A 20676-nucleotide genomic window follows, 5' to 3' on the forward strand; every position below is an offset into this window, starting at 1 on the left:
GAGGTTGCGGGCCGCGTCGTACTTTCGGGCGAGGCGGGGTGCCTTGCGTGGAACGCTCCGTACGCGATCGGGTGGGCCGATCGCGTGCGGATCAAGGGCGTCGGCCTCAGTCGGCCGCGCGCACCGGCGCGTCCACCGGCGTCATCACCGGCAGGTCCACCGGCACGCCGTCCGCATTGCAATGGCCGGTCGCGCACAGCTGCGCGCGCAATGCGGGCGTGGCCTGCACGATCAGGTGGTAGATCACGTTCTGCTCGACGGTGCCGCGTACCGCCGCGCTGCCCGGGCCACGCGCCCAGATGCCGACGTCGTCGCCGCCATGCGATTCGCTCTTCATCGGCACCAGCGCTTCCTGCATGAAATCGGGATGCTCGGTGTCCACCTCGCGCAGGTCCGGGCGGCCACTCGCGGGCTCGAAGCTGCTCGGCTGGTGATGGTGGCGCTTCGGGCCCGCAGGCTGCCGGTTGCTGGCGCCGGTGTAGCCGGGCCCATTCGCGTAGGACAGCGTGGTGTAGGGCAGGCCGGTCGCATCGAGCGCATAGGCGTTCGGGTCGTCGTCCTCGCTGACGCGGCCGCGCACCTTGCCCAGGATCGGATTGCCGCGGGTCGGGTAGCCGACGAAGTTCAGCGTGTGCGAATGGTCCGCGGTGACCAGGATCAGCGTGTCCTCGGCCGACGTCGCCTCGGCCGCGGCCTGCACCGCGCGCGACATCGCCACCGTCTCGTCGAGTGCGCGGAAGGCGTTGCCCTCGTGGTTGGCGTGGTCGATGCGGCCACTCTCGACCAGCAGCACGTAGCCCTTGCCGTCGCGGGCCAGGCGCTCGATCGCGAACCGGGTCATCTCGGCCAGATTCGGTTCGCCGTCGGCGCCCTGGTTGCGGTCGTGCTCGTACTGCATGTGCTCGGGTTCGAACAGGCCGAAGACCGCGTAGGCGTTCTGCGCGGCGCGCAGCTGCGTGGTGTTCCAGACGAAGGCGCCGCCGGGATTCGCCGCCTGCCATTCGGCCGTGAGGTCACGGCCGTCGAGACGCTGGCCCACCTTGTCGTCGTATTCGGGATCGCGCAGGCCGGCCGGGCGGAACATGCCACGGCCGCCGCCCAGCAGCACCTTCGGCGCGCGGCCCGGGGCGAAGTCGAGGAGCTGCTGGGCGATGTCGCGGCAGCCCTGGAGGCGTGCCTGTTCGGGCAGGTCCGCATCGCTCTCCCAGTTGCGGTCGGGCACGTGCGCGTAGGTCGCCGCAGGCGTTGCATGGGTCAGGCGCGCGGTGGTGACGATGCCGGTGTCCATGCCGGCGTCGCTGGCCAGGCGCAGCCACGACTGCACATGGCGTTGGCGGCTGTCTTCGCAGTCGAAGCGGCTGCCGGACGACACGCCGATCGCGCCCATGTGCGACTTCACGCCGGTCGCGACCGCGGTCATGGTGCCGGCGGAGTCGGGGGTCTGCGAGTCGGTGTTGTAGGTCTTCGACAGTCCGGTCGCCGGAAACGCCTCCCAGCTCAGCGCGTGCTCTTCACCGCTGCCGCCCAGGCGCTGGCCTTCGAGGATGCGCGCCGCGGCGACCGTGGTCAGGCTCATGCCGTCGCCGAGGAACACGATGACGTTCTTCGCGGTGCCGTCCATCGCCCCGTTGCCGGCCGCGCGCGCCGCGCCGCTGCGGTACCACCACGGAGCCGTCTCGTCGGCGCGCGCGGCAACGGGCGACACGGCGATCGGTCGCACGGTGCCGGAGGCGGGGTCACCGGCGGTGGACGCGCACGCGGCGCACAGCAGGGTCATCGAGCAGGCGAAGCCTGCGGTGAGAACGCGCATGGGGCTGGGAACTCCTGAAAAAAAGCCGCGCAAGTATGCCTGCGGTGTATGGCAGCTTCACGGCGGCGCAACGGGCGCGGCGCTTCGATGGCCTGCACCGGCGGGCCGACGACACCGCACCGGTGTTCCACATGCAGGACGCTGGCGTCCCGGCGCCGGCATCGCCAACATGGATGACGTCACGTATCGTCGCCTGTTGCAGTCGTGGACACGCCTCGAATGAAACTTCTGGCCTGGTGGTTCCGGATCCCGTTCTGGCAGCGGGTGCTGGGGGCCTTTGTGCTCGGCGCGCTGGTCGGCTGGCTGATGGGCCCGGCGGCCGGGACCTGGCTGCAGCCGCTCGGCACGCTGTATGTCAACCTGATCCGCATGATCGCGGTGCCGCTGGTGTTTTTCGCGGTCATCAATGCGGTGGCGGCCCTGCATGGGCAGCAGTCGATCGCCGCGCTCGGCGGGCGGACCTTCGGCTGGTTCGCCGCGACGGCGGTGCTCGCGGTCGGCGTGGGCTTCGCGGTCGCCTACACCTTCAATCCGGGCTTGAGCATCGAGGCGGGTTCGCTGATCCCGGCGGCCGACTACACGCCGCGCGAGGTGCCGACGCCGGTCGAGGTACTGCTGGGCGTGGTGCCCACCAATCCGTTCGCGGCGCTGTCGGACGGCAACATCCTGCAGGTGATCTTCTTCGCCGGTCTGCTCGGCTTCGCGCTGGTCAAGCTCGGTGAGCGCGTGGCCGCGCTGCGGACGCTGGTCGGCCAGGCCAGCGACGCGATGATCCAGGTGACGCGCTTCGTGCTGGAAGTCACGCCGATCGGCACCTTCGGCCTGATCGCCGCCCTGGTCGGGACCTACGGTTTCGAGAAGCTGCTGCCGCTCGGCAGTTTCGTGGTCGCGTTGTACGTGGCCTGCGCGGCGCACATCCTCGTGGTCTACAGCGGACTGCTGCTCGCGCACGGCCTCAATCCGCTGAAGTTCTTCCGCGGCGCCGCGCCCGGCATGCAGGTCGCGTTCGTGAGCTCCTCGAGTCTGGCGTCGATGCCGGTCGCGCTGCGCAGCGTGACCCACAACCTCGGCGTCAACCGCGACTACGCGGCGTTCGCCGTGCCGCTGGGCGCGACGATCAAGATGGACGGCTGCGGCGCGATCTATCCGACGCTCGCGTCGGTGTTCATCGCGCAGTACTTCGGCATCGAACTGAGCTTCGCCCAGTACGCGGCCATCCTGCTGGCCTCGGTGCTCGGCAGCTTCGGCACGGCCGGCGTGCCCGGCACGGCAGTGGTGATGGCGACCGTGGTGCTGTCGGCGGCGGGTCTGCCGCTGGAGGGCCTGGGCCTGCTGCTGGCGATCGATCGCGTGCTCGACATGATGCGCACGATGACCAACGTCACCGGGCAGATGCTGGTGCCGGTGCTGGTGGCGCGCGAGACGGGCCTACTGGATCGCGACATCTACGAGGCGGCGCGCAGCAATGTCGGCGTGGACGACGCAGACACGGAGGCCGACGCGCGCCGCTAGCGCGCGGCGCCGTCGAGGGCGTCGTCATCGCCGGAACGCGCCCCGGCGTCCTATAGTCGGTGTTCGTGCCCCGGGGAGCGGGGCGGACAGGGAACCGACCATGAAACGACTCGCTGGATTGGGTGGCACATGTGTGCTGCTCGCGATGCTGGCCGCGCCTGCGGCTGCAGAGCAGGGCGATTGGCGTCTGCCGATCGAAACGAAGAAGCTCGACAACGGCCTGACCGTCGTCGTGTCCGAGGACCGCAGCTCGCCGACGGTCGGCGTCAGCGTGGTCTACCACGTGGGCATGCGCCTCGAGCCCGAGAACCGCACGGGCTTCGCGCACCTGTTCGAACACCTGATGTTCCAGGGCACGCCGGTCGCGCCCAAGGGCACGTTCGACCGGGTGATCCAGGGTGGCGGTGGCCGGCTCAACGGCTCCACGCGTCCCGACTACACGAACTACATCGAGACCGCACCGGTGTCCGCGCTCGCGCCGATCCTGTGGCTCGAAGCGGACCGCATGAAGACGCTCGACTTCTCGCCCGAGAACCTCAAGAACCAGCAGGACGTGGTCAAGGAAGAGATCCGCGTCAACGTGCAGAACCAGCCCTACGGCCTGTTCTTCGTGTTCGACATCAACCGACTGGCGTTCACCAAATGGGCGAATGCGCACGATGGCTACGGCAGCTTCAAGGATCTCGAGGGTGCGACGCTTGCCGATGTCGAAGCCTTCCACCGCGACTACTACGGCCCGAACAACGCGGTCATCGGCATCGTCGGTGACATCTCGCCGGACGAGGCCTTCGCAATGGTCGAGGACTACTTCGGCGACATTCCCGCGCGCGCGACGCCCGCCCGGCCCGACGTGTCCGAACCGCTGAACACGGCAGAAAAACGCGAAGCGCAAGGCGATGCGCTGGCGCAGGTGCCCGCGCTCGCGGTCGGCTGGAAGATGCCCGCACGCGGTACGCCCGACCACGCGCCGATGGCGGTGCTGTCGCAGCTGCTGGCCGGCGGCGACGCCTCGCGCCTGTACCAGGGGCTGGTCAAGGGTCGCGAGCAGCTGCTCAACATCGACGGTGGCCTGGGCTGGCCGCTGGGCCATGCCTGGGACTACGACGGTCCGACGCTGATGACGCTGTTCGCGCTGTACAAGCCCAACGTCGAGCCGGACGCAGTGCTGGGCGCCGTCAACGAGGAAGTCGCGCGCATCGTGGCCGACGGCGTGCCGGCCGACACGCTGGCCGCGGCCAAGACCAAGCTGCTGGCCGACTACGTCAACAGCCTCGAGCCCTTCATCTCGCGCGCCGACGAGCTCGCCAAGGCGCAACTGCTGTGGGGCGATGCCGGGACGCTCAACCAGGTGCCGGAGTGGGTGCAGGCGGTCAGCGTTGCCGACGTGCAGCGCGTGGCGAAGACCTATCTGACCGATGCCAACCGCACCGTCATCGACCGCGTGCCCGCCGCGATGGCGCCTGCGCGCGGCATCGCCCCGCCGGCCGCGCCGGCGCCCGCTGCCGCACCGGCGCAGGACTGAGGAGATCGACATGCACACCCATTACATTGCGACCCGCGGCCTGCGTCCGCTCGCCCTGGCGCTCGGCGCCTGCCTGCTCGCGAGCGCCGCCAACGCGCAGCAGCCCGCTGCACCCGGCGCGCCACCGGCCACGCCGCCGCCGACCGAACTCCCCGCCGGCCTGCCGGACTACGGCGCCGACAAGCCCTTGCCCGAGCTGGGTCTGATCGAACGCCGGCTCGATAACGGTCTGACCGTCTGGGTGCTGCCGCGCCAGGACGGTCTGCCGAAGGTCGACTACGTGCTCGCCGTCCGCGGCGGACTGGCCAGCGATCCCGCTGCGCTGCCGGGGATGTCGAACCTGCTCGCCGGCCTGCTGCAGGAAGGCACCGCCACGCGCAGTTCGGTGCAGATTGCGGAAGAACTGCAGCGCCTGGGCGCATCGATCGGCGCGAGCGCGAGCAGCGATGGGCTGTTCGTCACCGCGTCGGGCCTGTCGTCCTCGGCGGAGCCGCTGGCAGCGGTGTTCGCGGATGTGGTGCGCAATCCGGCGTTCCCCGCCAACGAGGTGCAGCTGGCCAAGACCAATGCGCTGCAGGGTCTCAAGGCGATGCAGGCGCAGCCTGCGTACCAGGCCAACCGGGCGATGGGCCGCGTGCTGTTCGGCGCGCATCCCTACGGCAATACGCTGCCGACCGAGGCCGCGATCGCAGGCACCGACGTCACCGGACTGGTGGCCGCGCACGGTGCGCGCTTCCATCCCGAACGCGCGATGCTGGTGATCGCCGGCCCGGTGACGGAGCGGCAGGCGATGGCGTTGGCGCAGTCGGCGTTCGGTGACTGGCGCGGCGCGGACACCACGGTCGCCGATGTCGCCGCGCCGGACTATCCCGCCGGTCCGCAGTTCGTCCTGGTGCCACGCACCGGCAGCGTGCAGTCGGCGGTGCGCATCGGCCGTCCGGCATTCGATGCGGACGACGACCGCGCGATTCCTGCTGCGCTCGCCAACACCATCCTCGGCGGCGGTTTCGACAGTCGGCTGATGCGCAACCTGCGCGAGGACAAGGGCTACACCTACGGCGCCGGCAGCAGCTTCGGCCTGCGCGCGGAAGGTGGCGCGTTCCAGGCCCAGGCCGACGTGCGCAACGAGGTGACCGGGGCTGCGATCGGCGAGTTCTTCAAGGAGTTCGAGCAGATGCGCAGCGTGACCGTGGATGCGGACGAACTGCTGCGCGCCAAACGGTTCACCGCCGGCACCTACCTGTTCCAGAACCAGTTGCAGGGCGCGGTCGCGTCGGCGCTGGCATCGAACTGGGTACTGGGTCGCCCGGCCGGTTATCTCAGCAGCTATGTCGAGAAGGCCAACGCGGTGACCGCGGCGCAGGTGCAGTCGGTGGCGCGCGAGTTCTTCGACCCGAAGCAGCAGAGCATCGTCGTGGTCGGCGATGCGGCCGTCGCCGAGCAGTTGAAGACCTACGGAACCTTCGGCAGCGGCGAGTGAGTCCGGGCCTCCCGTGATCACACAGGCCCCGCACGTGCGGGGCCTTTTTTTCGGCATCGCAATTGGGCGGGTGCGCAGCGACATGCTGCACGCCATCGTTTCTGCCTTGCGAGGGCGCGCTTCATGCGAACGCGGATCGCACCGGGGCGCACGGCCTGCGGCGACGGCCTGCGCGCGTTGCGCGCCGGGGCGACGGGCAGATGGCGAGCGGCCAGCCCGCCGCGCGATGTGGTCTGCAGCCGCCTCAGGCGGCCGCGTCGGCCGCGCGTGCGCCGCGCCGGTTGAGCCACGCGGCGAAGAGCGCGGCGGTGCAGAACATCAGCAGGCTGTAGACCGCCGCCGGCGCCGACATCGTCGCGTTGCCGAGCACGCTGAGCGCGATGAAGATCGCCAGCGTGCCGTTGTGGATGCCGATTTCCATCGCGATCGCGATCGCCTGGCGGCGTGGCAGCTTGAGCGCACGCGGCGCCGCGTAGCCGACGCCCATGCTTACCAGATTGAACAGCAGGCAGGCGATGCCGACCGCGGCGAAGTAGGCCAGCAGCGTGTCCCAGGTGCCGGCGACGGCCGCGACGATCAGCAGCGCGAGCACGACCACCGACAGCAGCCGGATCGGCTTCTCCATCCGTGACGCGAAGCCGGTCGCGAAGGCGCGCGCCAGCATGCCGAGGCTCACCGGCAGCAGGATGATCAGTGCGACCTCGACGATCTTGCGCGTCGGCGGCGGCACGTATTGGCCGGCGCCGAGGAAGAATTCCAGCGAGAGATTGAGGATGATGGGCAGCGTGAGCAGACACAGCACGCTGTTGACCGCGGTCAGGGTGATGTTGAGCGCCACGTCGCCGCGCGCGATGTGGCTGTAGATGTTCGCGGTCGCGCCGCCCGGCGATGCCGCCAGCAGCATCAGGCCGACGGCGAGTTCGGGCGGCAGCCGGAACAGCAGCGCGAGTCCGAGCGCGGCCCAGGGCAACACGCCGATCTGCAAGGCGAGACCGATGAGCACCGCGCGCGGATAACGCGCCACGCGGCGGAAATCGTCGAGCGTCAGGCCGAGGCCGAGCCCGAACATGATCACGCCGAGCGCGAGCGGCAACAGCAGGGTGGTCAGCAGCGAGGCCTGCATGGAATGCCCTGTGTCGTTACGCGGGCGCGCCGGCGCGTACCCGCCGCAGCGCGAGCCGGCCACCACACCAGGCGAGCGGGATCGGCCCGATCACGCCGAGCAGGGTCATCCACAGTGGATGCGGCAGCATCCAGGCATTGCCGATCACGCCGAGCACGATCAGCACACCGACCGCGATCGCCGCGCTCATCCGGCGCACGCGCGCGAGCCGCGCCGCGACCCAGCCGCCGCAGACCGCGGCGAGCAGCCAGCCCAGCAGCACCCAGACGAGCTTGCCGGTCGGCGCGTTGGCGACGATCTGCGCCAGGTCCGCCTCGCCGGCGAGTTGGCCGGCGGGCATCGGAAACATCCACGAACCCACGAACTCCAGCCCGAGCATCACCATCATGGCGACGACCATGCCGAGCATCACCGAGAACATCGTGCGGATCATGGCGCCTCCCCAGCGCGAACCGGCGTGCAGCATCGCGCGGCGGGTGGAGGAGGGCAAGCGGCGGCGCGACAATCGCGCGGCGTCATCCACACCGCTTGTCGTCGCGCAAGGCCGTCTCGCGTGACCGGATTCCTGCGTCCGCCGGGCGGCCGACAGCCGGACGTGCGCGCCTCCCGGGGATCATCGAATCGACGTCATCCCGACGGGAGGCCGCGCCGCGTATCCGGCGTCGCTCGCGTGAGCGGCCGGGACACGCACTGCGCCCAGGCGTTGCCGACCAGCGACAGGCCGCGGTCGATCGTCCTCAGGACGCGACGCCCGCCGGCGCCGTCGTGATCGGCTGGTCATCGACCCGGCGGCGCTGCGCTTCGATCCACGCGTCGATCTTCGCGTCCAGCAGCGGCAGCGGCAGCGCACCGTCCTTCAGCACTTCGGCGTGGAATTGCCGGATGTCGAAGGCGTCGCCCAGCGCGGCCTCGCTGCGCTTGCGCAACTCCTGGATCTTGAGCTCGCCGATCTTGTAGGCCAGCGCCTGGCCGGGCCAGGCGATGTAGCGCTCGGCCTCGGCGATCGCGTCGGGCTCGCTGACCGAGGAATTCTCGAACATGTAGTCGAGCACCTGCTGGCGCGTCCAGCCCTTGCTGTGCAGGCCGGTGTCGACGACCAGGCGTACCGCGCGCCACAGCTCGCCCTGCAGGCGGCCGAAGTAGTCGTAGGGATCGGCATAGAGACCGAGTTCCTTGCCCAGGCTCTCCGCGTAGAGCCCCCAGCCCTCGATGTAGGCGGTCTCGCCACCGAAGCGGCGGAACGCGGGCAGGTCGGTCAGTTCCTGCTGCAATGCCAGCTGGAAGTGGTGGCCGGGAATCGCTTCGTGCAGGAACAGGTCTTCGGCGTCCCAGCGCTTGCGCGTCGGCAGGTCGAAGGTATTGACGTAGAAGATGCCCGGCCGGCTGCCGTCCTCGCTCGGCGACTGGTAGGAACCGCCGGCGGCGGATTCGGCGCGGAAGGCTTCGACGGGCCGGATCTCGAAGCCGGCCTTGGGCGTCAGCGAGAACAGCTCGGGGACCCTGGCCTCGATCTTCTGCTCGATGGCGCGGTAGTGCGTGAGCAGCTGTTCCTCGGAGCGGAACTCGAACCGGGGGTCGGTCTGCATGAAGCGGAAGAACTCTTGCAGCGTGCCTTCGAACCCCGTCTCCGCCATGACGCCGCGGATCTGCTCGTGGATGCGCGCCACTTCGTCGAGTCCGATCTGGTGGATCGCCTCGGGCGTCAGGTCGGAGGTCGTCTGCTGCTTCGCCGAAAACGCGTACCAGGCCATGCCGTCGGGCAGCGCGTCGAGGCCCACGCTGTCGCGCGCGCTCGGAATGTAGGTGTTGGCGATGAAGTCGCGCTGGCGCCGGATCGCGGGATTGAGCTGGTCGGTGATCAGCGTGCGGAAGGCGGCGGTCAGGCGCGCGCGATCGGCCTCGGCAATGCCATCGGGGAACTTCGCGACCGGGCCCCAGAACGGGCTCTTCTCGACATCCTCGACGAGGATCGCGTCGAACTGCGGCAGCACCTTCTCCATCACCACGCGCGGCTGCACGACATTGGCGTCGATACCCGCCTGCATGTTGGCGATCTCGGTGTCGAGCAGCACCGGAATGCGGGCGGCGCGGCGCAGCCAGGCCTCGTAATCGGCGACGGTCGCGAACGGTTGCGCGTTGGTGCCCGAGCCCAGCAGCACGGCGTAGCTGACCATGCTGCCCATCTGGTTGACCGGCATCATCCACGACGGAAACCGCTCGGCATCGAGTGCGTTGCGACGTTCCTGCACGAAGATCCGGTAGCTCAGCAGGTCCTGCCCGGACAGGCCCTCGCTGCCGATCGCCTCGACGGTCTTCAGCCAGCGCTCGTTGAAGCTGCGGACCTGCTCGCGGTACTCGGCGCTGCCGAAATCCGGCAATTGGTCGTTGTAGCGCGCATCGCCCTGGAAGGTCGCCTGGACCGGGTTGAGTTTGAGCAGCTCCTCCCAGTACTCGGCGTAGAGCGTGGTCAGGCGCGACGCGCGGGCTGCGGCATCTTCGACCGGCGCCTCGGCGACGGCCGTGGGCGAGGCCTGCGCGGGCGCATCGGGACTGCAGGCGGCCAGTCCGCCGCCGGCGGCGATGGCGACGGCGAGGGCGAGGACGAGCGGCTGCTGCATGTGGGGCTCCAGTGGATGTGCGGGTCGATGCTGTCCGACGCGGTTTGCGGCGGGCAAGGGTCGTAGGTCACGGACTCAGGACGCGGGTCCACTGTCCGCAGGTCCGGCCGGGGGCGTCCGCGGCGGATCGAACGGGATCGTGTCCGGGGCGACGGCGCCGCCGGAAATGATGAAGCTCATCGCCTGGTCGACGGTCCAGTCGGTCGGCGTGATCTTCTCCAGCGGCACGATCTCGAGATAACCGGACGTCGGGTTCGGCGTGGTCGGCACGTACACGGCAGCGAGTTCACGTCCGGTGCCGGCCTCGCGGATCACGCGCGTGACGAACCCGACGGATTTCATCTCCGGATGCGGGAAGTCGATCAGTACCACGCGCTGGGTGCCATCGGGCTTGGTCTGCAGGATGTCGAGCAGCTTGCGGGCGCTGGAATAGATCACGTTCGCCAGCGGAATGCGCTGGACCAGGGCTTCCAGCCACGCGAGCAGGCGCTGGCCGACGACGCGCCGTGCGAGCCAGCCCACGCCGAGGATCAGGACGATGGTCGCCAGCATCGCGATGGTGGCCTGCACGTAGGCGGCGTTGGCCCAGCCCAGTGCATTCGGAAAGCCGGCGGCAATCCGGTGCGACAGCGGTGCGACCCAGGGGGTGCTGATGTCCGAGAGCAGGACGAACACGAACTTGACGACGATCCAGGTCAGCCAGATCGGCAGCAGGGTCAGCAGTCCGGTGAGGAACAGACGCTGCAGGCGTCCGCCCAGGGTGTGGGCACTCATTGGCATCCGCGGGGCAGGGTGGGGCCGGACATGATGCGCCCGGCACCTGTACCGCGGAAACACGCGCCCTCGCGGGCGCCGCTCGACGTGTCCGGCGCCGGTCGCGCGTCAGGGCAGATGCGCGAGCCGGAAGCCGACATCGTCGTAACCGCGGCGCGGATCGAGCGCGCGGCTGGCCAGTTCGTCGCGCTGGCTGCGGCCGGCGGCGACGCGGTCCTTGCAGGCCGCGGCGCAATCGCTGCGCCATTCGGCCGGACCGGTGGCACGCGTGGCGACGCTGGCACCCTGCGCGGTCGACGCGACGACGATGCTGCGGCCCTCGCGCTCGCTGCGCCAGCGTGCGTACTCGACCGCGTCGTGCCAGGACACGCAGACCACCGGATCGGACGGTGACTGCTCGAATCCGGGGTCTTCCCAGTCCTTCGAGGACAGCGCCCGCAACACCGAGCCGCGCGCGCGGCACGAGGCCGACTTGTGGCCGGTGGCGGCGACGAACGCGGCATAGTCCGCGCGACTGACCGGCGCGTTGGAGATCGCGTAGACGCCGTCGCTGCTGCGCACGACGCGCGCCCCGCCGGCCACGCTGGCGGCCAGCGCGGCGACGTCGGGAATGGTCATCGCCTGGCGACGCAGGCGCGCGTTGGCGGCGGCATCGAGACCCACCGCGTCGGCCGAAGCCAGACTCGCGACGGCGTCGCTGCGATCGACAGCGCTGACCCCCTGGCCGATGCGCGCTTCGAGGGCGGCGTCGACGCGGGTGCGCAGACGGCGCATCGCGTCGCCGTCGGCCTGTCCGGTGGCGACGGCATGCTGGCGGGCAGCGGTGAGCAGCGCGGCAGCCTCGGCGTGGTCGCCCTTGGCGATCAGCGCGGCCGCGCGTGCGCCGGCTGCATCGATCGCACGTGCGGACAGGGGCGCGAACCGCAGATGCTCGCGATCGGCCTGCCAGGCGCGGGTCAGCGACTCGAACGCATTCGCGCCGGCGGGCGCCGCCAGCTGGCTGTTGCGCAGCTGGCGCTCGGCCTCGCCCAGATGGCGGTCCGACGCCGACACTGGCGCGGCCTGCGGCGCCGCGGGATCGGCCACGGTCGCGGCGGCCGGCGTACGCGCATCGTCGTAGGCCAGACCTTCGGCATCGACGGGGGCGGCCGCACGTCCGGCGACGCGCGGCTGTCCGGCTGCGGAGGTGCCGTTGCCGGTGTCCGAAGGTTGGAACAGGAATCCGATCCCCGCGGCGACCACCAGGACGGCGGGGATCCACAGCATCGGCGACACCCGCCGCGCACCCTCGCCGATGTGGCGCGCACCTTCGCCCAGCCGCCGGACGGTGGCGGTGACGACCGGCTCGCCCTTGCCGTCGCGCTGCGGTACCTGCGCCAGTGCCTGGAGCATCTGGTTGGCATCGGCGAAACGGCGGCCGGGCGACTTGGCCAGGGCGCGGTCGATGAAGCGCTGCCAGTGGCGCAGGGGCGGGGCGAGACGGGGAATCGGATTCTGGGTGTGGGCGATCGCCATCGACAGCGCGTCCTCGCCCTGGTACGGCAGGCTGCCGTTGAGCATCTCCCAGGCCAGCACGCCGACGCTGTAGAGATCGGCGCGGAAGTCGACCTGCTGGCCCCGCGCCTGCTCCGGCGCCATGTAGGCGGTGCTGCCGACGGCGAGCCCGACCATGGTCACGCGCGTGCCGTAGCCGCGGCGCAGCGCGATGCCGAAATCCGCCAGCAGCGGACGGTCGGCCTCGTCGAACAGCACGTTCTCAGCCTTGACGTCGCGATGGATCACGCCGCGCGCATGGGCGTAGGCCAGGGCCGACAGCAGGGCGCGCAATACGTCGCGGACGCGCGCGTGGTCGCCGGTGAGATCGCGACTGCCCAGATGACCATGCGGCAGATGCGGCATGGCGTACCACGGCAGGCCGGCTTCGGTGCGGCCCACCTCGTGGATGCCGACGATGTTGGGGTGCTCCAGCCGCGCGATCGTGCGGGCCTCGTTCTCGAAGCGGCGGCGGCTCACTTCGTCGGCGAGCGCCTCGGGCAGCATGACCTTGATCGCCACGTCGCGACCCAGCGACAGCTGCGTCCCGAGATAGACCGTGGCCATGCCCCCGTGGCCGATGACGCGCAGCAGGCGGTAACCGGCGATGTCCGGAAAGACCGTCGAATCAGGCCCGGTTGGCGAGTGCGGCATGGTTCCCCCTGTGCGTCGCACAGCATAACGAGGGCGCGACGGAAAACGATGTGATGCGTGCCGCGTCTGCGACGCGACTGCGTAACCCCGCACTACGCACGGCGTGGCGCGTACGGATGCAGGCAGCGTCGGGGTCAGGCCGCGCGTGCGTGACCGGCGGCGACCAGTGCCATCGCCACCGATTCGGCGGCCTTGATGCCGTCGACGCCGGCCGAGAGGATGCCGCCGGCATAGCCGGCGCCTTCGCCGGCCGGGAAGAGGCCGCGCGTGTTCAAGCTCTGGCCATCGGCATGTCGGGTGATGCGCAGCGGCGATGATGTGCGTGTCTCGACACCGGTCAGCAAGGCATCGTGCATCGCGAAGCCGCGGATCTGGCGCTCGAATGCCGGCAAGGCTTCGCGGATCGCGGTGATCGCGTAGTCGGGCAATGCGCGCGACAGATCGCCGAGGCGCACGCCGGGCGTGTACGAGGGCACGACGCTGCCGAACTGGCTCGACGCGCGCCCGGCGAGCAGATCGCCGACCAGCTGCCCAGGTGCCTCGTATGCGCCGCCGCCGAGTTCGAACGCATTCGCTTCCCAGTGCCGCTGCAGGGCGATGCCCGCGAGCGGTCCGCCTTCCGGTGCGTAGGGGAGGAAGTCCTCGGGCGTGATGCCGACGACGATCGCGGCGTTGGCATTGCGTTCGTTGCGCGAGTACTGGCTCATGCCGTTGGTCACCACGCGCCCCGGCTCGCTGGCCGCTGCGACCACCGTCCCGCCGGGGCACATGCAGAAGCTGTAGACCGAGCGGCCGTTGCGCGCGTGATGGACCAGCTTGTAGTCGGCGGCGCCGAGCAGCGGATGACCCGCCTGCGGGCCGAAACGCGCGGCATCGACCAGCGACTGCGGATGCTCGATGCGGAAGCCGATCGAGAAGGGCTTGGCTTCGAGAAACACGCCGCGCGCATGCAGCATCGCGAAGGTGTCGCGCGCGCTGTGGCCCAGCGCCATGACCACGTGATCGCTGCGGATCGCCTCGCCGCTGGACAGCGTCACGCCGCGCACATGGCGCACGCCGTCGGCGTCGGGCTCGACCAGCAGATCGTCCACGCGGCTGGAGAACCGGATCTCGCCGCCGAGCGATTCGATGGTCGCGCGCATGTGTTCGACCATCGACACCAGCCGGAACGTGCCGATATGCGGCTTGCTGACGTAGAGGATTTCCTCGGGCGCGCCCGCGGCGACAAACTCGGTCAGCACCTTGCGGCCGTGATGGCGCTTGTCGGAGATCTGGCTGTAGAGCTTGCCGTCGGAGAACGTGCCCGCGCCGCCTTCGCCGAACTGCACGTTGGACTCGGGGTTGAGCACTTTCTTCCGCCACAGCCCGAAAGTGTCGACGGTGCGCTCGCGCACCGCCTTGCCGCGTTCGAGCACGATCGGCCGGAACCCCATCTGCGCGAGCACAAGCGCGGCGAACAGACCGCAGGGCCCGGTGCCGATCACCAGCGGACGCAAGGGCATCGCGTCGCTGGCGCGCGCCACGAAGCGGTACGAAGTGTCCGGAGCGGGGCCGACCTTGCCGCTGCCGCTCGCGACGGCGCCATCGTTCTGGTCGCCTGCCGCTGCGGCTTCCGGGTCGAGGTCCAGCCGCTGCAGGATGTCGGCCTCGCGCGATGTCTCCACGTCGACCGAGTAGATCAGCACGATCGCCCCGCGCCGGCGCGCGTCGTAGCTGCGCTTGGCGACGGTGAAGCCGGTGAGCTCGTCGGCATGGATGCCCAGGCGCGCGATGATCGCCGCAGGCAGCGCGGCATCGTCGTGGTCGAGCGGCAGTTTGAGGTCGGTGAGTCGGAGCATCGGGATTCAGGGCGGTGGAGGCGGGCGTGGATCTGCTGGAGTGGCGCACCGCACGAAGGCGATCGGGTGCGGCGGTGCATCCGGCACGGCGTCTAGCGCGGCGGACAGGATACCTGTCGCGCCTATGGTCACGACGCCGGCGTGCCTGTCATGCGGTCACAGGCAGGCCTGCTGCAATGGCAGACTGTCGATCCGCAGGACGCGGATCAGGGGAGCGGGTATGCGCTGGTTGAAACGGTTGGGCCTGGGGGTACTGGTCGTGGTGCTGGTGCTGGCGGCGCTGTGGACATGGTCACGGCTGCGCGGGCCGACGCCGGAACAGCGCGCGGCGCTGGCGCGTTGGGAGGCACCGAACGCGTTCGCGGGGCGCAATGCCTTCGATGCGGTTTGGGTGCTGCGTTACGACGTACCGGATGCGGATGTCGCGTCAGTGGCCGATGCCGACATGAAGGCCCTGGCGGAAGCGTCACGTCAGCGAAAAGTGCCTGCGTCGTTCACCAGCGCCGCCGCCCGGTATCCGGATCTGAATCCGCGCGGGCGTGACGTTCAGCCGTGCGGATTCAATGGCTTGGACTGCCTCGAAAAAGTGGACGCTGCGCTCGACGAACACGCTGCGTTGGTGCGCGCCAATGCCCGTCTGATCCAGCGGGTCGAGGCGCTGTCGGCCTATGACCACCATGCCTGGCGTCTGCCGCCTGATCCGAACGTGCCGGCCCCGTCGTTCTCGCTGCTGGGATGGCCGCTCACCGCGCATGCGGTGCGGTTCGCGAAGGGGGATCAGCTGGACGCCGTCGCTGCGACCTGCCGGGATCTTGCAGCCTGGCGGCGCATCGGCGTGCAGAGCGACACGCTGATCATGCGGATGATGGGCATTGCGCTCACGACTGATGGGTACGGCGCGCTGTTGGCCCGGATGATGGCCCACCTGCCACGCGACATGCCGCTGCCTTCCAGGTGCCGAGCCGCGCTCGCCGCTCCAATCGCCGCGGAGGGTTCGATCTGTCCAGCCATGCGCGGGGAACTGGCGTGGAGCATGGGCATCGCCGAGTGGATGCCGGAGATGCGCGAACACAACGCATGGAGCTGGCTGGTGCTCGATCGTGAGGGCTATCGCGCCATCGTTGCCGAGCAGATGTTTGCACCGTGCGCGGCGCAGTCGCTCACCCTGCAGACGGACCAGCGCCCCAGCTTCAGCACTGGCCCGGTTCCGATCTGGCGTCGTTTCGAATGCATCGCCAACAGCGCTGGCTGCATTCTGGGTGACACCATAGGTACTGCATACGACCTCTACGCTCTGCGCGCCCAGGACCAGAACGCCCGCCTGCAAGTCCTGGCCACGCTCGCCTGGCTGCGCGAGCAGCCTGACACCGGCACGCTCGCCGAACGCCTCGCGCGCCGCCCGGAAGACCTGCGCAGTCCCGCCCGTGACATCACGGTCACCGCGGATGGACGTTCACTGGAGATCCCGCAGTACGACACCAGCCGCGGTGCGACGTGGTCGCTCCCGCTGCCGCCCTACCTCGTCGAATCGACCGCGACGTCCGACTGACTGCGCCGCTTGCGACGCACGTAGACCTGCTTGCGCACGCGGGCGACTAGTTCGCCCGAGGCGTCGACGACGTCGGTGGTGAACCAGTGCAGATGCTTGCTGCCGTCTGCGGTGACGGTGCGGATCGCCTCGACCGTCGCGTCATCGAGATCGAAGGCCGCGTGCACGGTGCCGCGGCCGGGACGGATGAACTCGATCTCGCCGGCCTTGTCCCAGACCACGTGATCGCTGCCGAGTGCGCGCAGGGTCATGATCATCCAGAACGGATCGGTCATCGCGAACAGGCTGCCGCCGAAGTGCGTGCCGACGTAGTTGCGGTTGAACCAGCGCTGGCGCAGTTCGACGCGCGCATGCCGGAAGCCGTCGTCGATCCGGGTCACGTGGATGCCCGAAAACAGGAACGGCGGCCACAGGTTCATCAGCAGGCGGAAGCGGCGCGGACTCATGGACGGACGATCGGCGAGGGGACGCCGATCTTGCCATACGCGTCTGTACGGAGCGCGCCCGCAGGCGCATCCGCATCAGAACAGCAGCGAAGCCATCTTGCGGCGGTAGCGGCCGACGAGTTCGGCATCCTCGATGACGCGGAACGCATCGATCAGGGCCTTGCGCGGCAGGCCGTCGTCGAAATCGCGGTCGCGGCGCAGCAGTTCGATGAGCTGTTCCAGGCCCGCTTCGGTATTGCCGGCAACGATGTGCTGCACGCCGAGCAGATGACGCGCGCGCAGATCGCCGGCATCGGTTTCGAGCGCCGCCTGCAGCGCATCGGTCGACGGGGCGCCGGCCAGCGCGCCAGCAAAGCCGAGGCGCGCGCGTGCCTTGACCGCACGATCGTCGGTGGACAGGTTCGCCGGCAGACCGTCGAGCAGGCGTTCGGCCTCCTGCGTCGCACCGGTCTGCAGCAGGGCGAGCGCGAGGTCGAGCTGGAGTTCGGACTTGTCCGGCTCAGCCGCGACCGCGTCGCGCAGGCGGGCGACTTCGGCGAGCGGATCCAGCGGCGCGGCTTCGACCGCCTCGACGGCGTCACCCTCGGCAGGCTCGACGCCGTGCTTCTTCAGGAATTCGCGGATCTCGCCTTCGGGCAGCGCGCCCGGAAAGCCGTCGACCGGCTGGCCGCCGATCAGCAGGAACACCGTCGGCACCGAGCGGATCTGGAACGCCGCCGCGATCTGCTGCTCCTTGTCGACATCGACCTTGGCGAGCACGAACGCGCCGTTGTACTCGGCCGCGAGCTTCTCCAGCACCGGCCCCAGCGACTTGCACGGGCCGCACCATTCGGCCCAGAAGTCGATCAGGACCGGGGTGTCCAGTGACTTCTGCAGGACATCGGTCTCGAAAGTCGCAGTGGTCGCGTCGAAGACATGGGGCATTGCAGCGGGAGCGGAAGCGGGGGCGTTGCCGTCGAAAAGCATGCGGGAGTCCATTGATGAAGGCGTGCGCGAGGACGCGATCCAGAAGGATGGCGACGGATCCGCAGGATACAACCATGTCAAAAATAGTTGACATGGTTGCGACGGGATGTAAATTAATTTTCACCTGATGTCTGTTGGAGGAGACACGAATGGCGATCGATTCTCTGCAATCCGCTGTCCGGGCGTTCGGCGAGCGCTATGCGCGCGGTGCTGCGCTCGGCGCGGCCTGTCTTGCCGCGTGGACCCTGATGACCGGCGTCATCGAGCCCAGCCCGTTTCCGCTCGCCAGCATGGCGGGCGTGTTGCTGTTGTCGCACTGGTTCCGGCGTCGTGCGCTCGCCGATGCCGAGCGACGTCGCGGCGTGCTCGAAGACGAACGGGACGCGTTGTTCCTGGCGCGGGGCGACCGTGCGTTCCGGTCCGTCGCGAGTGCGTGGGCGGTTGGGTTGGCATTCGCTTTGGCGGTGCCGGCGTCGCGCGCGGTGTTATTGGACGTCCATCTGCGCCTGCCGGGCGCGCTGTTGCTGGGCGTGATCATCGCCAACTTTGCGGGCCATGCCTCGGTCGCGATGGCCTATGCGCGCGAACGTCGATGAGCCGCGTCTGATGACCGGCACGCCCATCGCCAACGAGATCCGCCGCCTGCGCTTCGAGCACGGCGAGATGACCCAGCAGGCGCTCGCCGATGCCTGCCACGTCACGCGGCAGACGATCATCGCGCTGGAGGCGGGGCGCTATGCGCCGTCGCTGGAACTCGCGTTCCGGATCGCGCGGACGTTTGGCGTCGGCGTCGAAGGCGTGTTCCGGTGGGCGGCGTGAGCGGCGTGCGGTTGCGGCCGCTGGTCGCCGGTGCGCACGCCTGCACCTTGATGACGCTGCTGGTGTTCGCGGTGATGACCGCCGTGCCTGCGGGCGCGCCGCTGGCGTGGTCGGGTGCGCGCGGCATGCCGTTGGCGTGGCTGTTCAATCTGCTGGCCTGGTGTGGGCCCGGATTCGTCGTGGCGTTTGCGGCCTGGCGCCTGCGCGCGGCGCTGCCGGAGGCGGGGTTGGGCGCCGGCATCGCGCTGCGCCTGTGGCTGCTGGCCGCACTGGCGTTCGCGGCGCAGGGCGTCTGGACGCTGGACCCGAATGAACTCGATGCCGGCGCCAGTCGCTGGCATGCCACGGCGTGGATGGTCTGGAACCTGGCGTTCGGTGCGGGTGCGCTGATGGCGGCCTTCGCGCTGCGTGCGGTGCGCTGGCCGTCGCTGGTCATCTGCGCGCTGGTGGCGCTGAGCTTGCTGGTGCCGTCGCTGTTCGGCGATCAGCTCGGCGCGCGCATGGTGCTGGTGGGCTGGTGGGGCTGGACGCTGTTGCTGGCGTGGCGCCTGCCGTCCCGACGTTGACGTCGGGATGTCCTTTGCAGGCGCGCTCTGGCGCGCGATCCGGCTTTCCGTGCACGTCGATCGCGCGCAACGCGCGCCTACAGGGCGCGCGCTGGCGTCGCTCGATCGTCCGCGGTGATGTCCGCGTCGGGACTGCGATGCACGCGACCGGCCGTCATGACGAAATCGACGCCCATCACCGCGTTGATATCGGCGACCGGATCGCCCGGCATGGCGATGATGTCGGCGCGCTTTCCGGCCTCGATGACGCCCTGGTCGTCGACGCCGAGCACCGTGGCCGCATGCAGCGTCGCCGATTGCAGCGCGTACGCCGCCGGAATGCCGGCCTCGACCATGTAGAGGAATTCGCGCGCGTTGTCGCCGTGCGGGCCGACGCCCTGGTCGGTGCCGAATGCGATCGGCACCCCGGCGCGATACGCGCGCGCCGCGGTGTCCTGGATCTGCGCGCCGATCGTCGCGGCCTTCGGCCGTACGACTTCGGGGAAGTAGCCGGGTTCCTTGGCCTTGTCGGCGACGAAGCGGCCGGCATAGATCGTCGGCACATACCAGGTGCCCCGCTGCTTCATCAGCCGCATGACTTCGTCGTCCATGTGCGTGCCGTGTTCGATGCTGGTCACGCCGGCGAGCACCGCGCGCTTCATGCCTTCGGTCCCGTGCGCGTGCGCGGCGACGCGATAGCCGTAGTCCTTGGCGGTGTCGACGATCGCCTGCACCTCATCCACCGTGAACTGTGGCGCATCGCCACTGCGCGCGTAGCTCAGCACGCCGCCGGTGGCGGTGATCTTGATGACGTCGCTGCCTTCTTTATAACGCTGGCGCACGGCCTGGCGCGCGTCGTCGATCGAGTTGATGACGCCTTCGGTGGGGCCGGGCGGGCCCATCAGGTGCGAGAGCATCGAGTTGTAGCCGTTGCTCGGATCGGCATGGCCGCCCGTGGTCGCGATGGACTTGCCGGCGGCGAAGATGCGCGGCCCGGGCACCAGGCCCTGGTTGATCGCATCGCGCAGATGCACGCTGACGTCGCCGCCGAGATCACGCACGGTGGTGAAGCCGGCGGACAGCGTCTTGTCGGCATAGCCGACCGCGCGGAACGCGTAGTCCACCTCATCGAGGCGAAAGCCCTCCGAATAGCTCGCCGGACTCGATTGCGAGCCAAGGTGCACGTGCAGATCCGTCCAGCCGGGCATGCAGGTGCGATCACCGAGCACGATCGATTCCACGCCGTCCTGCAGTTTCGCGCGGCCGGGAATCACCTCGCGGATCCTGCCGTCCTCGACCAGGATCGTGTGCTCGCCCAGTACGCGGCCGCTGCGCGCATCGAACAGGCGCTCGCAGTGCACGGCAGTCTGCGTCGCGGCGCTCGCGGCAGCGGGCAACAGGAGCGCGGTCGCGAGTAGACCCAGCGATGGAAGGGCGAGCGGGCGGGCAAGGGGACGACGGGCCATGCGGAACTCCGGAGCGGCGGC

Annotated in this window: 17 protein-coding genes; 7 read left to right on the plus strand and 10 right to left on the minus strand. The window is 69.7% G+C overall.

The genetic code is table 11. The annotated features are described in order from the left end of the window. Positions 1-106: 106 nt before the first annotated feature. Positions 107-1810 carry an alkaline phosphatase gene (locus CURTO8I2_RS02730; RefSeq protein WP_159678469.1) on the minus strand — a complete coding sequence of 568 codons (1704 nt, stop codon included), beginning with the start codon at positions 1808-1810 and terminating at the stop codon, positions 107-109. A 219-nt stretch (positions 1811-2029) separates the two neighbouring features. Between CURTO8I2_RS02730 and CURTO8I2_RS02735 the strand changes: the two genes are divergently transcribed. The 3 genes from CURTO8I2_RS02735 to CURTO8I2_RS02745 all read left to right on the plus strand — a co-directional run bounded on the left by CURTO8I2_RS02735 (position 2030) and on the right by CURTO8I2_RS02745 (position 6324). Next, entirely contained in the window at positions 2030-3322 is a 1293-nt protein-coding gene (locus tag CURTO8I2_RS02735; protein ID WP_159678470.1) for a dicarboxylate/amino acid:cation symporter, read from the plus strand. Positions 3323-3422: 100 nt separating this feature from the next. Beyond that, complete coding sequence (locus CURTO8I2_RS02740; RefSeq protein WP_159678472.1) at positions 3423-4844, plus strand: pitrilysin family protein; 1422 nt, start codon at positions 3423-3425, stop codon at positions 4842-4844. Positions 4845-4854: 10 nt separating this feature from the next. Then, complete coding sequence (locus CURTO8I2_RS02745; protein WP_159678474.1) at positions 4855-6324, plus strand: pitrilysin family protein; 1470 nt, start codon at positions 4855-4857, stop codon at positions 6322-6324. Between the two features lie 244 nt (positions 6325-6568). On the opposite strand, the gene CURTO8I2_RS02750 is transcribed toward CURTO8I2_RS02745, so the two are convergent. From CURTO8I2_RS02750 to CURTO8I2_RS02775, 6 genes are all read right to left on the minus strand, one after another. After that, a complete protein-coding gene (locus tag CURTO8I2_RS02750; protein WP_159678476.1) occupies positions 6569-7447 on the minus strand; it encodes a bile acid:sodium symporter family protein in 879 nt (292 codons plus the stop codon). Positions 7448-7463: 16 nt separating this feature from the next. Next, positions 7464-7880, minus strand: coding sequence for a hypothetical protein (locus CURTO8I2_RS02755; protein ID WP_159678478.1), 417 nt, complete (start codon positions 7878-7880; stop codon positions 7464-7466). Between the two features lie 304 nt (positions 7881-8184). Then, positions 8185-10065 carry a DUF885 family protein gene (locus CURTO8I2_RS02760; RefSeq protein WP_159678480.1) on the minus strand — a complete coding sequence of 627 codons (1881 nt, stop codon included), beginning with the start codon at positions 10063-10065 and terminating at the stop codon, positions 8185-8187. Positions 10066-10140: 75 nt separating this feature from the next. After that, the gene (locus tag CURTO8I2_RS02765) at positions 10141-10839 is read right to left on the minus strand and encodes a DUF502 domain-containing protein (protein WP_236550984.1); all 699 of its coding nucleotides are present in this window, start codon (positions 10837-10839) and stop codon (positions 10141-10143) included. A 108-nt stretch (positions 10840-10947) separates the two neighbouring features. Beyond that, complete coding sequence (locus tag CURTO8I2_RS02770) at positions 10948-13026, minus strand: bifunctional serine/threonine-protein kinase/formylglycine-generating enzyme family protein (protein WP_159678484.1); 2079 nt, start codon at positions 13024-13026, stop codon at positions 10948-10950. Positions 13027-13160: 134 nt separating this feature from the next. Then, a complete protein-coding gene (locus CURTO8I2_RS02775) occupies positions 13161-14864 on the minus strand; it encodes an NAD(P)/FAD-dependent oxidoreductase (protein ID WP_159678485.1) in 1704 nt (567 codons plus the stop codon). Positions 14865-15084: 220 nt separating this feature from the next. Between CURTO8I2_RS02775 and CURTO8I2_RS02780 the strand changes: the two genes are divergently transcribed. Further along, the gene (locus tag CURTO8I2_RS02780) at positions 15085-16413 is read left to right on the plus strand and encodes a hypothetical protein (RefSeq protein ID WP_159678487.1); all 1329 of its coding nucleotides are present in this window, start codon (positions 15085-15087) and stop codon (positions 16411-16413) included. Here CURTO8I2_RS02780 and CURTO8I2_RS02785 read toward each other — a convergent pair. Both CURTO8I2_RS02785 and trxA read right to left on the minus strand, forming a co-directional pair. After that, positions 16380-16859 (minus strand): DUF4442 domain-containing protein, encoded by a 480-nt coding sequence (locus tag CURTO8I2_RS02785; protein ID WP_159678488.1) that lies wholly within the window; start codon positions 16857-16859, stop codon positions 16380-16382. The two genes, CURTO8I2_RS02780 and CURTO8I2_RS02785, sit on opposite strands and share 34 nt — an antisense overlap. 75 nt (positions 16860-16934) lie before the next feature. Further along, positions 16935-17783 (minus strand): thioredoxin, encoded by an 849-nt coding sequence (trxA, locus tag CURTO8I2_RS02790; protein ID WP_159678489.1) that lies wholly within the window; start codon positions 17781-17783, stop codon positions 16935-16937. 191 nt (positions 17784-17974) lie between these two features. Here trxA and CURTO8I2_RS02795 point away from each other — a divergent pair, with 191 nt between their 5' ends. Genes CURTO8I2_RS02795 through CURTO8I2_RS02805 form a run of 3 tightly spaced genes read left to right on the plus strand, consistent with a single transcriptional unit; the run spans position 17975 to position 19210 of the window. Then, positions 17975-18421, plus strand: coding sequence for a hypothetical protein (locus CURTO8I2_RS02795; protein ID WP_159678490.1), 447 nt, complete (start codon positions 17975-17977; stop codon positions 18419-18421). A gap of 10 nt (positions 18422-18431) precedes the next feature. Beyond that, positions 18432-18644, plus strand: a complete 213-nt coding sequence (locus tag CURTO8I2_RS02800; RefSeq protein WP_201295472.1) for a helix-turn-helix transcriptional regulator — start codon at positions 18432-18434, stop codon at positions 18642-18644. Then, positions 18632-19210, plus strand: coding sequence for a hypothetical protein (locus tag CURTO8I2_RS02805; protein ID WP_159678491.1), 579 nt, complete (start codon positions 18632-18634; stop codon positions 19208-19210). The genes CURTO8I2_RS02800 and CURTO8I2_RS02805 overlap by 13 nt, the downstream gene beginning before the upstream one ends. 77 nt (positions 19211-19287) lie before the next feature. Here the strand turns inward: CURTO8I2_RS02805 and CURTO8I2_RS02810 are convergent, their stop codons facing one another. Continuing rightward, positions 19288-20655, minus strand: a complete 1368-nt coding sequence (locus tag CURTO8I2_RS02810) for an amidohydrolase family protein (RefSeq protein WP_159678492.1) — start codon at positions 20653-20655, stop codon at positions 19288-19290. Positions 20656-20676: the final 21 nt, after the last annotated feature.

Source organism: Luteimonas sp. 9C (assembly GCF_902506295.1).
In the GTDB taxonomy this organism is placed as follows: Bacteria; Pseudomonadota; Gammaproteobacteria; order Xanthomonadales; family Xanthomonadaceae; genus Luteimonas.

What these genes read in the sequence shown, in the direction of transcription:
- CURTO8I2_RS02765 (WP_236550984.1), bottom strand. Translation starts at nt 10,839, where the DNA reads ATGAGTGCCCACACCCTGGGCGGACGCCTGCAGCGTCTGTTCCTCACC.
- CURTO8I2_RS02760 (WP_159678480.1), bottom strand. Translation starts at nt 10,065, where the DNA reads ATGCAGCAGCCGCTCGTCCTCGCCCTCGCCGTCGCCATCGCCGCCGGC.
- CURTO8I2_RS02785 (WP_159678488.1), bottom strand. Translation starts at nt 16,859, where the DNA reads ATGAGTCCGCGCCGCTTCCGCCTGCTGATGAACCTGTGGCCGCCGTTC.
- CURTO8I2_RS02750 (WP_159678476.1), bottom strand. Translation starts at nt 7,447, where the DNA reads ATGCAGGCCTCGCTGCTGACCACCCTGCTGTTGCCGCTCGCGCTCGGC.
- CURTO8I2_RS02755 (WP_159678478.1), bottom strand. Translation starts at nt 7,880, where the DNA reads ATGATCCGCACGATGTTCTCGGTGATGCTCGGCATGGTCGTCGCCATG.
- CURTO8I2_RS02730 (WP_159678469.1), bottom strand. Translation starts at nt 1,810, where the DNA reads ATGCGCGTTCTCACCGCAGGCTTCGCCTGCTCGATGACCCTGCTGTGC.
- CURTO8I2_RS02780 (WP_159678487.1), top strand. Translation starts at nt 15,085, where the DNA reads ATGCGCTGGTTGAAACGGTTGGGCCTGGGGGTACTGGTCGTGGTGCTG.
- CURTO8I2_RS02735 (WP_159678470.1), top strand. Translation starts at nt 2,030, where the DNA reads ATGAAACTTCTGGCCTGGTGGTTCCGGATCCCGTTCTGGCAGCGGGTG.
- CURTO8I2_RS02800 (WP_201295472.1), top strand. Translation starts at nt 18,432, where the DNA reads ATGACCGGCACGCCCATCGCCAACGAGATCCGCCGCCTGCGCTTCGAG.
- CURTO8I2_RS02770 (WP_159678484.1), bottom strand. Translation starts at nt 13,026, where the DNA reads ATGCCGCACTCGCCAACCGGGCCTGATTCGACGGTCTTTCCGGACATC.
- CURTO8I2_RS02775 (WP_159678485.1), bottom strand. Translation starts at nt 14,864, where the DNA reads ATGCTCCGACTCACCGACCTCAAACTGCCGCTCGACCACGACGATGCC.
- CURTO8I2_RS02795 (WP_159678490.1), top strand. Translation starts at nt 17,975, where the DNA reads ATGGCGATCGATTCTCTGCAATCCGCTGTCCGGGCGTTCGGCGAGCGC.
- CURTO8I2_RS02810 (WP_159678492.1), bottom strand. Translation starts at nt 20,655, where the DNA reads ATGGCCCGTCGTCCCCTTGCCCGCCCGCTCGCCCTTCCATCGCTGGGT.
- trxA (WP_159678489.1), bottom strand. Translation starts at nt 17,783, where the DNA reads ATGCCCCATGTCTTCGACGCGACCACTGCGACTTTCGAGACCGATGTC.
- CURTO8I2_RS02745 (WP_159678474.1), top strand. Translation starts at nt 4,855, where the DNA reads ATGCACACCCATTACATTGCGACCCGCGGCCTGCGTCCGCTCGCCCTG.
- CURTO8I2_RS02740 (WP_159678472.1), top strand. Translation starts at nt 3,423, where the DNA reads ATGAAACGACTCGCTGGATTGGGTGGCACATGTGTGCTGCTCGCGATG.